The sequence below is a fragment of the Emticicia fontis genome (assembly GCF_054779675.1).
In genome coordinates, this window is the sequence record NZ_BAAGXU010000046.1 from 422 (window position 1) to 17,844 (window position 17,423).

The 17,423-nt window shown below is 43.0% G+C and carries 4 protein-coding genes; 2 read left to right on the forward strand and 2 right to left on the reverse strand.

The window, feature by feature from the left end; genetic code table 11:
• Both ACYVFA_RS19650 and ACYVFA_RS19655 read right to left on the reverse strand, forming a co-directional pair.
• Positions 1-10,878 (reverse strand): Ig-like domain repeat protein (locus tag ACYVFA_RS19650; protein WP_460473558.1); only part of this gene is annotated, 10,878 nt, incomplete at its 3' end.
• A 10-nt stretch (positions 10,879-10,888) separates the two neighbouring features.
• Entirely contained in the window at positions 10,889-11,215 is a 327-nt protein-coding gene (locus ACYVFA_RS19655; RefSeq protein ID WP_460473559.1) for a LytR/AlgR family response regulator transcription factor, read from the reverse strand.
• Positions 11,216-11,677: 462 nt separating this feature from the next.
• On the opposite strand from ACYVFA_RS19655, the gene ACYVFA_RS19660 reads away from it, so the two are divergent.
• Together ACYVFA_RS19660 and hsdR are read left to right on the forward strand one after the other, a co-directional pair.
• Positions 11,678-14,626 (forward strand): hybrid sensor histidine kinase/response regulator transcription factor, encoded by a 2,949-nt coding sequence (locus tag ACYVFA_RS19660; protein ID WP_460473560.1) that lies wholly within the window; start codon positions 11,678-11,680, stop codon positions 14,624-14,626.
• A 269-nt stretch (positions 14,627-14,895) separates the two neighbouring features.
• Positions 14,896-17,361: a type I restriction endonuclease subunit R gene (gene hsdR / locus ACYVFA_RS19665; RefSeq protein WP_460473561.1), complete on the forward strand. Its 2,466-nt coding sequence runs from the start codon at positions 14,896-14,898 to the stop codon at positions 17,359-17,361.
• The last annotated feature ends 62 nt before the right edge of the window (positions 17,362-17,423 follow it).

Here is a 17,423-nt window from a genome sequence, read left to right on the forward strand (position 1 = left end):
TACTACTTTTGGATTGGGTGCAACAATAGTTGGTGCACTTGGCAGAGCAAGAATTTCTAAACCAGTTACTAGACTGCTGGCATTAGAAACACAATTATTAACTGTACAAGTGGCTGTAATGCTATAAGTTCCCACACTTGAAAGGATCAGACTTGTACCTGTTGCTCCTGTTGACCAGTTTACTGTGCCACCACAACCGCTGGCGGTTAAGGTTAAGGTATTTGGCGCACACACAACCCTTGGACTTGGCGCAGTAATAACTGGCGCGGCTGGGGCACTTGGGTCTGCAATGGATTTACTCGTTGCATCTCTACTTGTACAACCTGAGGCCGTGATTGCAAAATCGCTGTATGTGCCTGCTGATAACCCGGTTAACTCAAATGCGCCATTCAGCACATTAATTGTTTTCGGGCTTCCTGCACCTGTAAAAGTAATCGTATAAGAACCATTAGCCAAGGCTGTTGTAAAAGCTATTTTTCCGTTTGTTCCACCACAAAATGATGGTGAAGTCACAGCTCCAGCCGTTAGTGCGGGAGCAGGTGTTACACTTACCAGAGAAGTAGGCAATCTACATCCCTCCAATCCACTAGCTTTACAAGAGGCATAATAAGTGGTATTGTTGGTTAATACTACCGAAAGTCCACTGCCAGTGCCGATAGCTGTAGTTCCGGTCTGGGTATTATACCATTGTACTACACCTGAGCTACAAGTGGCAGACAAAATTATACTTGCGCCTGAACAGGCTGAGGTAGTAGAAACCGAAATATTGGTTGGGGCATCAGGGCCGCAATCTGGTACTCCTGAGAGATAGATATTATGCACATTATTGGCATTACTACTCACGCTTTGCGCATTAATGGTGGCAGGAAATGCATTCGCAAAATTTAATGGAATATAGAAAGTCGGATTAGGCAGTTGCTGATTCAGCAAAAAAGATTCACCATTACTTACACCTGCTTTCACTATATAAGCAATCCAATAATCACCGCAATTCAGTGTAACCGGATTATCCAGAGGAAAACTGTTTAGTCCGGCATTCAGAGTTGGAGTGGTTTCCAGAGAATTGCCTGAAGAACTGCCTAAGAGATTCGCAGGGACATTATTGACATCAGAGTAAATAGCAAAACGGATTCTTGCACCACCGTTGATATTCTGCGATAAGATTGCCGAAACAGAATCGACCCTGATAGGCTTCGTAATACTGACCTTGTACCCAAATAAGTAATTTTGCACTAAGTATCCCGGAAAATTATCTCCGGTCTCACTAAATGGGGTATCATAACCTATGTTTGCCCGCTCAACCACTACTGGAGCAGTTGCAACCCGGCTACTTTCGCAAGCACCATTGTTACAGGCTGCGTAATAAGTAGTGGTAGCAGTCGGTGTCTGGCTGAAAGGTGAGCCTGTTCCTAAAGAAGTTCCTCCGGTAGACTGATTATACCAGGTTAAAGTACCACTACTACAAGTAGCAGAAAGGGATACACTTCCACTACCACATATTAAATTGGTATTGGTAGCAACACTATTTGGCACACCTGGTAATGCATTAAGGCTTACATTCGTAGTAGCAGTATATAGCGGACAGGCTCCGGAAATCGAATACGTAACAGTATAAGTACCCATCGTACTGGTTCCGGGTGTAATTTGTCCGGTAGCAGGATTAATTGTTAAACCCACCGGACTTGAGGTAAAAGTACCTCCGGTTGTGCCTGTCCGACTGACCTCAATAGGGCTGGTAGCACCACAGAATGGTGTACCCGTATACACAATTGTTGCATTGGGTACAGTAGAAATAGCCACATTTGCTGTGCTGGTAAAGGCAGCACAGCCACCGTTGGCAGCGATAGTATAAGTAATGGTATAATTGCCCTGTGAGCTACTTGCCGGAGTAATCTGGCCTGTACCTGCATTAATACTCAGTCCCGAAGGGCTTGACGTAAAAGTGCCTCCGCCTGTACCTGTCAGGTTTACAGTCACCGGTGCAGAAGTACTACAGAACGGTGTACCGCTATAACTAATCGTGGCATTAGGTGCCTGCCTGATTGATACATTGTAAGAAGTCTGGAATTCAGCACATCCACTGGCAGCCGAAATAGTATAGTAAACAGTATAATCATTGGGTGTACTGGTACCTGGTGTAATCTCACCTGTGCTGGCATTAATTGTCAACCCTGATGGAAGAACGGAGTAAGTTCCGCCAGATGTACCGGTTCTTGAAACACTTTTTGGGCTTTCGTTCGTACAAAAACTGTTGGCCGCATAGCTGATTGTGGCGCTGGGCGCTGCTGAAACTGCTACGCTTGTGGTAGTAGTAAAAGCCGGGCACCCTCCACTGGCTGCTATCGTATAGGTGACTGTATAGGTATTAGGTGTACTTGTACCAGGCGTAATCTGCCCATTACCTGAACTGATAGTTAAACCAGAGGGGCTTGAGCTGAATGTTCCCCCGGCTGTACCTGTGCGACTAACGGTTTTAACCGAAGAGGTAGTACAGAAGGGTGAACCTGTATAAGCAATTGTGGCGCTGGCTGGTGTCCCGATTGAAACATTAGTACTTGTCTGGTAGGCAGCACAGCCACCTGTTGCAGGGATACTATAATAAACTACATAATTATTAGGTGTACTTGTAGAAGGTGTAATCTGTCCTGTGCTGGCATCAATTGTCAAACCTGACGGCTGAGCAGAATAAGTACCTCCGGCCGTCCCTGTCCGGGTTACATTCTGAACACCCTGCGTGGTACAAAAACCATTGCTTGCATATCCGATTGTTGCACTTGGTACGGCAGTAACGGTTATCGCGGTTGTTGCCGTATATACAGGGCAACTTCCGGATGCAGCTATAGTGAGCGTAACGGTATAGGCGCCTGCTGTACTGGTACCCGGCGTAATACGGCCCGTACTGTTATTGAGTGATAAACCACTTGGACTCGAGCTGAATGTGCCTCCTGTTGTACCCGAACGCACAATATCGGTAGTACTTGCATTTTTACAAATGGCAGGGGACTGATAACCAATAGTTGTATTAGGAGCAGCATTTACTGTTACATTCACGCTGACGAAGGGGCTGTTGCATCCAACAGTTTCACAACGAACGTTATAGGTTGTAGCAGTGGTTAAGGGTGGAGTAACAAATGGTGAAACAGTAGAAAGTATGGTACTACTGCTTGAATTATACCAGCTTACTGTTCCTGCGGCACATGTCGCACTTAATGAGGCTGTTGAACCACTACAAATAGTTGCATTAGCAGTGCCTGTCGGGGCAGTGCAATTGATTACCTGCGAAAGTGTATTTGATACATTACTATCATAAACGCCATCACCACTATACTCGGCCGTGATAGCATGAGTTCCGGCTGTGAGGGTATTAATAGTTAAAGTAGCTGTTCCACCGCTTATGGTGGTAGTACCCAGAACCGTTGCACCTTCTTTAAATGTTACTGTGCCTGTGGCGATGCCCGGTGTAAGGGTAGCTGTGAATTGTACGTTATCGCCTACATTCGATGGGTTATTGTTGGAGGTGAGTGTAGTAGTGCTACCAATGGAGGTTAGCGTATATTTTGCTAAATAGGCTTCACTTGAATTTATCCCTACCAACTCGTTGGTACCGATTGATGAAGGGTTATTAAAATTAATATTACTACTAAAACTGCCCACAACTACAACATTGTTACCCGATACTGCAACGCTACTCGCTTTATCAATCCCTATACCTCCCATTCTTTTGAGCCTGTTTACATTACCGGATGCATCGTATACTGCCAGAAAGCCATCTAATTGTCCGGCAGATACAATTTCGTTACTGCCACCGGCAGACGGGGTATTAAAATTGGCGGTGTCACCAAAAGCACCTACCATAAATATATTTGTATCAGATGTTTTTATATCTGTAGCGCCTTCAAGGTATAACCCTCCTGCTCTCTTAACCCATTGAATAGCACCACTAGCGTTATATTTTGCTAAAAAAGCATCTCCATTTAATACATCTACAATTTCGAAAGTGCCGCTTGCTGATGGGGTATTAAAGTTGGCTGTACCTAAAAATACGCCACCAACATATACATCAGTTCCCATGACAGCCACTCCATACGCATAATCGTTATTTGTTCCGCCTCCTCTTCTGGCCCATTGGCAAACGCCGGATGAGTTAAATTTAGCTAAGAAAATATCCGAAACCCCTGCACTCGTGACCGCATTAGTGGCACCATTGGAAGGTGTATTAAAGTTGGATGTACTTTCAAAAGCTCCTGCTATGTAAATATCACTTCCCGATGCCACAATTGCGCCATAGCTTATTTCAGTTCCGGTGCCACCGCCTCGTCTAACCCATTGTATATCGCCTGATGTATTATATTTGGCAAGATACACGTCGCTTAGCCCGGCACTTACGAGTTCATTACTACCAGAAGCTGATGGGTTATTAAAATTGGCAGTACCTGCAAAATCTCCGGTCACGTATATGTCTGTTCCCGATAGGGTAATTCCTCTGCCAGACCCACCCGTTCTCTTAATCCATTGAACATCACCCGAAACGTTATATTTCACAATAAAACCATCGCTTCCTGAATTTACCAATTCGTTACTCCCACTTGCTGATGGCGTATTGAAATTAGCTGTACCTGCAAAACTTCCTGTCACGTATACCTCAGTCCCCGATACCGCCAAGCTATAGGCCCGGTCATCCCCTGTTCCTCCGGCTCTTTTTGCCCATTGTAAAACACCTGAAGAGTTAAATTTGGCAACCAGAATATCGTAACTTCCTGCACTTTGAAGAGTAGTGCCGCTAAGGGTAGTAGTTCCGCTGAATAGTCCTGCAACATAAATATTACCGGAAGCATCCATAACAGTTTTGTTAAATTGTGTTCCAGCAGAAGCAGACTGTCGGATAAAGCTGAGCTGAGGCTCAGTAAGTGCATTGACCACCTGCGAAACAGTATTTGAAATGCTGGCATCATGCAAATTATCACCACTGTATTCTGCAGTAATCGTATGTGTACCCAGTGTCAGTAAATCAGTATTCAATCTTGCTGCACCGGAACTCAGAGGCGCTGTACCCAAGACGGTAGAGCCTTCTTTAAAAGTAATAGTACCTGTGGCTGAAAACGGCAATACTGAAGCCGTTAATAGCACATTAGCTCCTGTACTTGATGGGTTGTTATTAGAAGTGAGGGTAGTAGTGGTTGAGATAAAGTTATACCTGGCCAGAAAACCCTCTGCTGTGCCGATAGATACCAGCTGATTACTTCCGCTTGACAAAGGCGTACTAAAATTCATTGTTCCACCAAAAGTGCCAGCCACGTGCATATTATTGCCTGATAGGGAAAAAGCATTAGTAGCAACTGCACCAGGCCCAGCTGCAATCTTACCAAGTACATAATCACCCGTAATAGTATACTTTGCCAGAAAATGGCTTAGAGTTCCTTGGCCGACTACTTCATTTGTACCTGCGGCCGAAGGAGTATTAAAGTTAGCACTACCTGAAAAAATACCTGCCAGATAAACATTTGAAGCCGAAACCCCTATACCCACGCCTGTATCTGTCCCTGTCCCCCCCATTCTTCTGAGCCATTGTACATCTCCCGAAAGATTATATCTGGCCATAAATGCGTCATAATCGCCTGCACTGACAAGCTCATTAGCGCCTGAAGCCGAAGGCGTGTTAAAGTTGGCAGTACCCGAAAAATAACCTGTTACATACACATCAGTTTCTGTTGTGGTTATTCCATAACCAGTATCAGAACCTAAACCACCTGCTCTTTTTATCCATTCAACTGTACCTGAAGGATTGTATTTTGCTACGAATATATCGTTAGACCCGGCACTGGTCAGCACATTAGACCCGGTTGATGAAGGCGTATTAAAATTGGCTGTGCCTGAAAAACTTCCTGTTAAGTAGACATCGGTAGCTGTGGCTACTATTTTGTTTCCTATATCACTATTGGTTCCACCGGCTCTTTTAGCCCATTGGTAGGCACCAGAATCAGAGAATTTAGCAATAAAAAGATCTCTGTCACCATCACTCGTGATACTATTACTACCTGCATTGGAAGGCGTATTAAAATTGGCTGTTGATTCAAAATATCCTGAAACATAAACATCTGTTCCTAAAGTAGTTATTCCGTTTCCAATATCATCATTTGCACCTCCGGCTCTTCTGACCCACTGAATCTCTCCCGCATCAGTATACTTGGCCACAAAGATATCACCTCCGCCGGCGCTGGTTACTTCATAAGTACTTACAGATGCAGGCGTATTAAAACTGGCAGTTCCGGAGAATATACCCGTAACATATACACCCGAACCCGATACTGCTATCCCATAAGCTCTATCGCTAGTGGTACCTCCGGCTTTTCTGGCCCAAAGCAAATTTCCTGCAACATCGTATTTGGCTAAAAAGATGTCATCAGCTCCGCTACTGGTCAGAGTAGTGGCTCTCATGGTAACACTGTTATTAAAATACCCGGTTACATACACGTTGCCTGATGCATCAGTAGCTGTAGCCAGAGGATTGCTTATGGAAGAAGGGGCATTAACTGTCAGTTGTCTGAGAAAACCCAGATTCAGCTCAGTAAGTGGATTGACAACCTGCGAAAGCGGGCTTGAAGTGCTGGGCAAGTTGGAGACATCACCCAGATAATCGGCTGTCATACTATGTGTTTCAGCCGTCAGTAAATCGGTACTGAATTTAGCTACACCATTGCTCAACTCAGCAGTACCTATATTGCTACCACCATCTCTGAAAATAACCGTACCTGTAGCCGTGCTTGGTGTTACTGTTGCCGTAAACTGTATATTCCCCCCTACACTGGCCGGGTTGTTGTTGGAGGTGAGGGTGGTGGTGGTTGGGCTTATAAGCGGCTCAAAAGTGTAATTGGCCAGAAAAGCGTTTGCACCACCCACTGTACCCACTGCTTTCAACTCGTTGCTACCTGAGGCCGATGGCGTATTAAAGTTACCAATAGTTGTAAAAGCGCTGGAAATATATACGTTGTTGTTAAACAAACTAAACGAAATAGGTAAATCGCTTAAAATACCTTTCATTCTTTTACTTGCAATATAATCTCCTGATAGATTGTATCTGGCCAGAAAAATATCAAATGTATTTGTGGCAGTAAGTTGATTAGTACCAGAAGCCGACGGAGTATTAAAATTCATTGTTCCTGTAAAACGACCTACCACATATATATCAGTCCCTGAAACATTGATATCTTTTCCTATTTCAGGTTGAGAGCCGCCTGCTCTTTTGAGCCATTGTACGTTTCCGGAACTATTGTACTTAGCTATAAATGCATCTGAACTTCCTATACTTGTAATTTCATTACTCCCTGAGGCTGAGGGCGTGTTAAAATTGGCTGTTTCATGAAAAGAACCTGTCACATAAATATCAGTACCAGCAGTGGTAATACCAATCCCTCCGTCATAGTCAGTTCCGCCTGCTCTTTTCAGCCATTGTACATCACCTGATGGATTATATTTAGCCAGAAAAATATCGCTACTACCAGCACTGGTTATTTCATTGCTTCCTGTTGTGGAGGGAGTATTAAAATTGGCTGTTCCGGAAAAATAACCTGTTAAATAGATATCTGTGGAAGAAACTGCCAGACCCTGACCATTATCATCTCCTGAACCTCCGGCTCTTTTAATCCATTGGATATTTCCTGAACTATTATATTTAGCCAGAAAAATATCGCTACTACCAGCACTGGTTATTTCATTGCTTCCTGTTGTGGAGGGAGTATTAAAATTGGCTGTACCTTCAAAAATACCTGTTATGTAAATATCTGTGCCCAGGATGCCAATTCCTCTTGCCTCATCAAGACCAACTCCTCCGGCTCTTCTTATCCACTGAATTTCTCCCGAAGTAGTATATTTGGCCAGAAAAATATCAGAATTCCCTGCGCTGGTAATTTCATTACTACCTGAAGATGAGGGGGTATTAAAATTGGCCGTGTTAGTAAATCTGCCTATCAAATACATATCTGAGCCTGATATTTCTATATCCCAACCAGAATCATCCCCACTTCCGCCTGCTCTTTTAGCCCATTGCAAATCACCGGAGGCATTGTATTTAGCTATAAATATATCTCGTGCACCTGTACTGGTCAATACAGTACTGCCTAAAGTAACTGTACCTGTAAAATAGCCAGTTATATACACATTCCCTGAGGCATCAGTCGCATTGGCATAAGAAATACTTGAAGAGTTATTATCTTTACCTGCTATTTGTCTGATAAAACTCAGATTAGGAGCTGTCAGTGCATTGACCACCTGCGAAACAGCACCTGAAGTGCTGGCAGCATTGGAAGCATCACCACTATATTCGGCTGTAATACTATGTGTACCAACCGTCAGTAAATCAGTATTAAATGTAGCCTCTCCAACGCTCAGGGTTGCTGTGCCTAATGGAGTGGTACCCTCTTTAAAGGTAACAGTACCTGTGGCAGTATTTGGTGTTACTGTTGCCGTAAACTGTATATTACCCCCTACACTTGCCGGGTTGTTGTTGGAGGTAAGGGCTGTAGTGGTACTGGCGGTAGTAATACCCGTGCCCTGAATAGCAAAACTATAAGGATTTTCATCGGCATCATCATTGGCGATGCTCACTGTGGCTGTTCTCGCTCCGGCGGCTGAAGGGTCGAATGTTATCTCAAAAGTTGTGGTACTATTAGACGCTACCGATGAAGCCGGTTGAACGCTAACTGTAAAATCGCTTGCATTTGTACCTGAAATACTTACTTTAGGTGTGCCTGTCAGATTTAATACCGCTGTACCTGTGTTTTCGATAGTAAAAGTTTTGACAATTGTACCCGAAGCCACCGATTGCGAACCAAAATCAGTGTCGTCATTGGTAACAGGCGAAGTATCTCCGCTTGTAATAGAGGTATTATTACCTTTCACATTTATCTCGCTTGCGGTGGCCGTATCATTTGTATATAAATTCAGGAACCCATCTTGCCCGATTACCCACCCTTTAGTGGCGCTTCTGAAAAAAATATTACTCGCACTAAAAACATTGATCGGCTGACTAGTCCAGTTTGAGCCCCCGTTAGTGGTATTAAGCAGCACGCCCTGGCCACATAAAGCCCAGCCGACGTCAGTATTAGCAAAATGAACTTTAGAAACTCCTTGGGTATAACCCGTGTATCCGCTACTCCAGGTATTTCCGCCATCTGTGGTTTTGAATACAACCCCGTTACTAAAATAATCACCTCCGGCCCAGCCATGCGTTGCACTCACAAAATGACTTCCAAATAAATGTACGTTCAGGCCTACATTATGTATTAACCACGTATTACCGCCATCATTAGTGATAATCATGTTACCTGAATTAGCCGCTGCCCAACCGTTTAAAGCATCAACAAAGCCAATTTTATAAATTGTACTAACATTACCCCCGGCACTCTGGCTTGTCCAGGTAGCCCCTCCGTTAATAGTTCTGAAGATATTACCCGAGTAACCTACTGCCCAGCCTTTGAGAGCATCTGTAAAATATACACTTTTTAAATTAATGGTTGTGCCTGAGGTCTGAGCAGTCCAGGTATCTCCACCGTCACTGGTGGTAATAATTGTTCCATTATCTCCAACCGCCCAGCCACGCGTTTCATTGATAAAATGCACCGAAAAGAGCGACTCTGTGGTACCCGAAGTTTTTTCAGTCCAGTTAATACCGCCGTCTGTACTTTTATAAATAGCTCCCTCTGAGTCTGTTGCCCAACCAACTGAGTCATTTATAAAGAAAATTTCCCATAAGTAAGAGGCAGACCCACTGACGAGTTGTGTCCAGGAATTTCCGTCATTAGTAGTTAACACTCTTCCATTGGTAGAGAAAGCCCAACCCTTGGTAGGGCTCATAAAAAAGGCTTTTACAAAACTATGGAAATTGTATTCAGTTAGCTGTTCGGTCCATGTTACACCACCATTGGTAGTTTTAAGTATCGTATTATAGTCTCCCATTGTCCAGCCATCTGTAGTTGAGCTTAGATGAACCCCAGATAAATTAACACCAGAACCAGAGTTCTGGCTCGTCCAGGTCGAGCCTCCATTGGTAGTGGTAAGTATCTTACCCTCATTGCCTACTACACAACCATTGGTAGCAGAAGTAAACGAAACACCATTTAATTGCTGGGTAATACCTGAAGTCTGAGCACTCCAGGTACTTCCGCCATCGCTGGTCGTAACAATTTTACCATTGTTACCCACAGCCCAACCTTTTGTGCCAGAAACAAATGTTATTTTACGTAAGCCATTTGTAATGCCAGAGGTCTGAGCTGTCCAGGTAGCACCGCCATTTGATGTAGTAAGTATAGTACCGAAGCCCCCTACTGCCCAACCTTGTGTGCTTGAAGTGAAGTAAACCCCATACAAATCACGTGTTGAGCCTGAGGTTTGGGCTGTCCAGGTGGTGCCACCGTTGTTAGTTGTCAGAATTGTACCCGATGCTCCTACAGCCCAGCCCTGTGTACTGCTTACAAAGTGTATTCCGAATAAATCTCTAGTGATATCTGTGGTTTGATTTCTCCAGGTGGCACCTCCGTCAGTAGTGTGCAGTATATTTCCACGATTAGCGGCCATCCACCCTTCGTTAGTACTCGTGAAATAACCATCATTTATATAGGGTACAATATAGTTAGAATTGGCAATTTCTGTCGGAGCTTTCCAGCTTTGTGCATAGGTCTTGATACTTCCTACGAACCCGAAAGAAATAACTGTAAAAAACAGGATAAAATGGTAAAAGTTTTTTTTCATAATGGCAGAAAGTTTTTGGGTTAATGTATGGCAGGAGATGTAAAGACCGGAGAGAAATTCCTCGTCAGGAACTCCCTCCGAATCCATTCTTTCTACCACGAAAGGTCTTTTTAGCTGTTTGTTTTTCAGCTTCATTTATTTAATATTAATATGTATTGATGCTTCTGGTTACCTGTTTGGTTCTTCTTCTTGATACCAGTATCACTTCATTATTATTGAGCGTGATGGCCTTTCCTCTTCTCTGATAGTCGGTCAGGAAATCAAGATTAATCAATACCGACCGATTGGCTCTGATAAATTGCCCCTCGGGCAGACGTTTGGCTAAACTTCCCAGATTGGTAGCTGAAAGAATCTTGTTTCCGTCGTTGAGATGAACTTCTGTGTAATTGCTGTCGGCTTTCATAAACAAGATGGTATTCGGGTCAATTTTGGTATGCCAGCCAAGGCGAATAAGAGATTCTTGAGTCTCCATATTTTGAGGGTATTATGGGTTTATTTTGGGCTTTCAAAACTAGTCTGAAACCTTCTGCAGCGGCTAACTCAAAATTGTCATTCTCTAGCTCTTTTTTTACATTCCGCCATTTCCGGGGAGTTTTATAGCTATTTTTGTTTGTTTTTACCACTCAATAACTCATGCCCTTATTTTTTTCAATTCATTTTTTCTATGCTTAACTTTGATATTGAAAAGTGGATAAACCTATACTGATCAGCATTTTCTTTTTTCGAGGGCTTGTGTAGTTTAGCAGAATTTACGGCAGCCAAATAGTTTATCAGAAGTAGAGAAAGGAAGGAATCACTATCAGAAAGAATAATTGAATTGATGAATAAAACTTATTCAGTTACGTATAGGCACAGACACTTTGCATTCTGATTATCTTTGTAAGAGTACTAATCTAAAGTCTGAATTTAACCCAAACGTAATTTTTTTATACTCATGCGTCTTGCTGTTATTTTAGCTCATCTGCTTTTTTCTCTGACTCTGTTACTAATACTTCCGATACCCTCATCAGGACAAAAAGATGTTAGTAATTATCTGGGTTTGAGCGGACAAGCGCGCTTTGACAGCCTGGAAGTAAGACAAGCCCTGATTCGCGACATAGCTGATAGTATTACAGTATTTGCAGATATAAAACAGATAAAGAATTATGCACTGAAAACCAAAGACCCTCTACTGGGTATTTTTGCCAATTATCTGAAAGGTGCCTATTATCTGAGTGGCAAGCAGAAGAAAAGAAAAAACCTCTACGACTACTTTGTAAACGTTCGGTCAGAATTCAGAAAATTGCCTCCTACCCCACTTACCGAAATGTTCAGTGCCAGTCTTGAGAATATGATGGGTGTAGCCGCTTATTACGAACGGGATGACTCCGGCAGAACCATTAACCATTTTCTTTCCGCTGATTTGATTAACCGAAAACTGGGGTATGAAAATGTGCTGTTTGCGGCAAATAAATTATCTAACCTGGGGCAATATTATTACGACAGGGTCAACGACTATGATTTATCACTCCGGTATCTGAAAGAGGGTGAAAAATATATACATAAAGACCCGATAGATATTCAGCGGATACTTTTTTACCGGACTCTGGCCAAATGCCTTGTAGAAAAAAAACAGTATGCCGAAGCCATTAAATACAATAAACTCGGAATAGCACAGGTAAAGCTAAAAAAAGATAGTGTCAGAATAGGTTCATTGAGCGGCAATATCGGGGAGATATTTCTGAATCATTTGCCGAATCCGTTGCAGGCAGAGCCTTATTTTCTGAAAGAATTGCAGATCAGGTCACATTATGCACCCGATGGGGCTGATGATATTGCTAAAGTATACGGCAACCTTTGCCTGATTGAAGGTCTGAAATACAATCGTGAAAAGGTACAGCTCTATTACAACAAAGCCATAAATGAGCTGAAGTTTTATGAAAACGGGAAAACCCCTTATCTGGTTAATCATGCACTGAAAGTAATTTACAAAAACCGCATGATTGCGGATACGCTTCTGGGAGATTATAAAAGTGCATTCCTGCATGAAAGGTTATACAACAAGGTTATATCAGAGTTAAACAAGCAGGAATTAAAGGTGGTAACCAATGAGGCTTCTGCCAGATTTGAATCTGAGAAATTTAAACTTCAGGCCGAGCTGGCTAATACACAGGCACGGAACTCCCGATTCTGGATACTATTTGTTACGCTTCTGCTTATTGTGGTAATTGTGGGTGCTTACTTTATTTATAATTACCAGCGGCTCAAAAGAAACAAACTGGCGCAGCAACTCTCGTTTGAATTGAAAGAAGCTGAGCGGCTGAGCGAACTGGATACGCTCAAAACGCGCTTCTTTGCCAATATCTCGCATGAGTTCCGCACGCCTCTCACACTATTGTCGGCGCCTTTATCTGATTTCAGTAAAAAATATCCAAACGAACCCATGTTTGGTGTGATGCAACGCAATCTGGTGAGGCTACAGAACCTGATTAACCAGATTCTGGATTTATCGAAACTGGAAGCCGGAAAAATGAAGCCTCAGATACAGGAAGGAGACCTGGCAGCCTTTATCAGGCATCTGCAAGCCTCTTTCGAATCGCTTGCGCAAAGCAAACACATCAGCTTTGAATACGATAAGTCTATTAACACCTATATAGCCTGTTTTGATGCCGATAAGCTCGAAAAAATTGTCAGCAACTTATTATCAAATGCCTTTAAGTTTACCCCCGAAAAAGGCAAAATTACCATTAAAACCAGCTATTCAGACAAAGATTTTACCCTTACCATACAAGATTCAGGCATTGGTATAGCGGCCGAACGGCTCCCGTTTATCTTCGACCGCTTCTATCAGGTAGAAGATAGTACCTCACTCAAAAGCTATACCCGAAATTACGAGGGCACGGGTATTGGCCTGGCATTGGTAAAAGAACTGGTAGATGTGCTGAAAGGCAGAATTCAGGTAGAAAGCACAGCAGGCGTGGGCACAATGTTTACGGTAACCATCCCGACTGACAGAAACACATGGCGGGAGTTCATCAGCCAGGAGCCACTTATTCTATCGACTAATGCGAATGAAACACCAGAATCTGAAACCATCATCATTCATACACACACTCACCCAAAATCTATTGAAAACCCGATTGATGCAGAGCAACCGATTTTATTGATTATTGAAGATAACGAAGATTTACGGGCTTATATCAGAAGTCATTTTGAACTGACTTATCAGATTGTAGAGGCTGTTGACGGGCAGGATGGGTTCGAAAAAGCAGTAGCGTTTATCCCTGATTTAGTGATTTGTGACCTGATGATGCCGCGTCTGGATGGTTTTGAATTCTGCAAACTGGTGAAGTCTGATATCCGCACCAATCATATTCCGGTAATTTTGCTCACAGCCCGTGCCACACTTGAAGACCGCCTGGAAGGGCTTGAACTGGGAGCCGATGATTATCTGGCTAAACCGTTTAATACAGAAGAGTTACAAACCAGAGTACGAAATCTGATTCATATCCGGCAGACACTGCAACAAAAATATGCGCAGCCTATTGTTGAACCATTGCCTGCAAAAGAAGCAAAGCCCATCAATCTGGATGAACAGTTTTTGCAAAAACTCTATGCTATTATTGACAGAAATCTGCAAAATACTGATTTCAATACCAATCTGCTGGCTGAGGCAGTGAACATGACCGCCGGACAATTGCGCCGAAAGCTGAAAGCCATCACCGACCAGAATATCATAGAGTTTATACGTAACTATCGCTTACAAAAAGCGGCTGTACTTTTGCGAAACAAATCAGTCAGCGTGTCAGATGTGGGGTATGAGGTTGGGTTTGAGAACTTATCCTACTTCTCAAAAATGTTCTTCGAAACATTCGGCAAATATCCTTCGGAGTGGAATAGTTAGTTTCGCAAGGCTCTCTCAAAAAATAAAATGAGAGAGCCTTTTTTCTTAATAAATACTACGCTGCTCAGGTCAAATACATTATATCCCAACCTAATAAAGGCAAACATTGTAAAAAATCATAAAATTTGATTAAGTTTAAATCCGGTTTTACTGCTTAGTTAGGTTGATTAAAAAATGGCTGATTCTGTTTCAAAAATTTGCTGCCTCTGCGTTGACTAAAAAAGTAAATCTTAAAACGATTTTGCTACTCTTCTAAACCTTTGCAAGAAATGCTTGATAAGAAAAAACTTTCTGAAAGAGACATCTGTACCAAGTATATTACACCCGCTATTGAAAAAGCCGGATGGGACAAGCATATACATTATCTGGAAGAAGTTACTGCTGGTAAAATAATTGTAAAAGGGCCGCTTGCTACAAGAGCTGCCAACAAAAGAGCAGATTATATTCTTTATTATAACGACATTCCGGTTGCGGTAATTGAGGCCAAAGACAACAATCATGCGGTAGGGGCCGGTATGCAACAGGCAATGGAATATGCCCGTATGCTCGATATTCCGTGTGTTTTTGCCAGTAACGGCGATGCGTTTCTGTTTCATGACAAAACAGCCAATGATGAAAACATAGAGACAGAAATCGGTCTGGACGAATTTCCGAGACCAGAAGAACTCTGGCTCAAATACAAAACATTTAGAGGTATTGATACGCCCATTACCGAAAAAGTAGCCCTCCAGAAATATTATTCAGATGGTAGTGACAGGCGCCCACACTACTACCAGCAAATGGCTATAAACCGCACGGTGCAGGCCATAGCCAAAGGCGAAAACCGGATTCTGCTGATTATGGCTACGGGTACGGGCAAAACTTACACGGCCTTTCAGATAGCCTATATACTGTGGAAAGCAGGTGTGAAAAAACGAATCCTGTTTCTGGCCGACCGCACGGCCCTGATTGACCAGACCCGCAAAGGTGATTTCAAGCATTTTAAAGATAAAATGACCATCATCCGAAAAAAAGTGGTGACGAACGGTGATGGCAAAGACCAGTTGGTTTCTTCAAAGAAAAAAGGCATCGACTCTTCTGATAAAGCGTATGAGGTTTTTTTAGGACTTTATCAGGGTCTCACTACCAATGAAACAGGCATAGAAGATGCTTATAAAGATTTCTCGCCCGATTTCTTCGACCTCATTATCGTTGATGAGTGCCACAGGGGAAGCGCCAAAGAAGATAGCGCCTGGCGTGAGATTCTGGCTTACTTTCACAACGCCACACAAATTGGTTTAACGGCTACACCTAAAGAAACCAAAGAAACGAGCAATATTGAATACTTTAAAGAGCCCGTATATACCTACTCGCTTAAACAAGGCATAGAAGATGGTTTTCTGGCGCCCTACAAAGTCTATAAAATACAGTTTGGCATGAATTCGGGCGCTGAGCAATGGCGGCCTGAAAAAGATAAGGTAGATAAACAAGGCATGGCTGTTGAAGACAGAATCTATAACCTGAAAGACTTTGACCGGAATCTGGTGATTGAAGAGCGCACCCGAAAAGTGGCTAAACGGGTAACTGAATTCCTGAAAGCTACTGACCGCTTCTCGAAAACGATTATCTTCTGCGAAGACATTGAGCATGCCGAAAGAATGCGGTCGGAGATGGTGAGGCAGAATGCTGACCTTTGCCGGGCCAATGAAAAATATGTGATGCGCATTACGGGCGATAATGAGGAAGGTAAACGTGAACTGGAAAATTTCACGAATCCACAGGAGACTTATCCGGTGATAGCCACCACCTCTGAACTGATGACTACCGGAGTGGATGCCCAGACCTGCAAGCTGATTGTGCTGGATGCCAACATTGCCTCGATGACCAAGTTTAAACAGATTATCGGGCGAGGTACGCGCATCAAGGAAGAATACGGCAAACGGTATTTTACGATTCTGGATTTCAGAAATGCGACTGAATTGTTTGCTGATAAAGACTTTGACGACGAGCCCATCAGAAAAAAAGTAATTACCGATGCAACAGACTTTGAGGCAATAGTGGCCGAAGAAAATGACCCGGATGCACCCGTTTCGGATATATATACGCCCGAAGAGGCAGCGGTTTTAACCAATCTGGTGAATGAGACCAAAGAGAGCTATAAAACCAAAGATTTTTTTAGCCCAAGCCAGAAACGCACCAAGGTTTTTGTGAATGGGGTTGATGTAACCTTACTGAACGAAAGGGAATTGTTTTTTGATACTAACGGCAAACCCATTACCAAAACCCTGAAAGAGTATACCAGAGATATTATTCAGGCACAGTACAACTCGCTGGACGATTTTCTGAATAAATGGAATGCACTTGACAGAAAAGAGGCTATTCTTGCAGAACTGGCAGAACAGGGGATTTCTGCTGACTTACTGAAAGAAGTGGTAGAAACTGACTATGATTTATTTGACCTCATCTGCCATATCGCTTTTGACCAGCCTATGCTCAGCCGCAAGGATAGAGTAAATAATGTAAAAAAGCGTAATTATTTTACGAAATATGGCGAACAGGCACGAAAAATACTGGAGGCATTGCTGGAAAAATATGGAGAAGAAGGGGTAGATAACCTTGAAAACATGGAAGTATTGAAAGTACAGCCGCTCAATTATTTTGGTTCAACCACCGAAATCGTTACGGCCTTTGGTGGCAAACCTAAATACATGCAGGCCATTAAAGAACTGGAGGCTGAGATTTATAAGACTGCGTGAGCGTGAATCGGGCAAAATTGTAGGCAATAGTATGATTTTACCAGAAACCTGCCGAAATACTT

Bases quoted from the DNA above. Each gene is read 5' to 3' on its own strand.
- ACYVFA_RS19655 (WP_460473559.1), bottom strand. From the start codon at position 11,215: ATGGAGACTCAAGAATCTCTTATTCGCCTTGGCTGGCATACCAAAATT.
- ACYVFA_RS19660 (WP_460473560.1), top strand. From the start codon at position 11,678: ATGCGTCTTGCTGTTATTTTAGCTCATCTGCTTTTTTCTCTGACTCTG.
- hsdR (WP_460473561.1), top strand. From the start codon at position 14,896: ATGCTTGATAAGAAAAAACTTTCTGAAAGAGACATCTGTACCAAGTAT.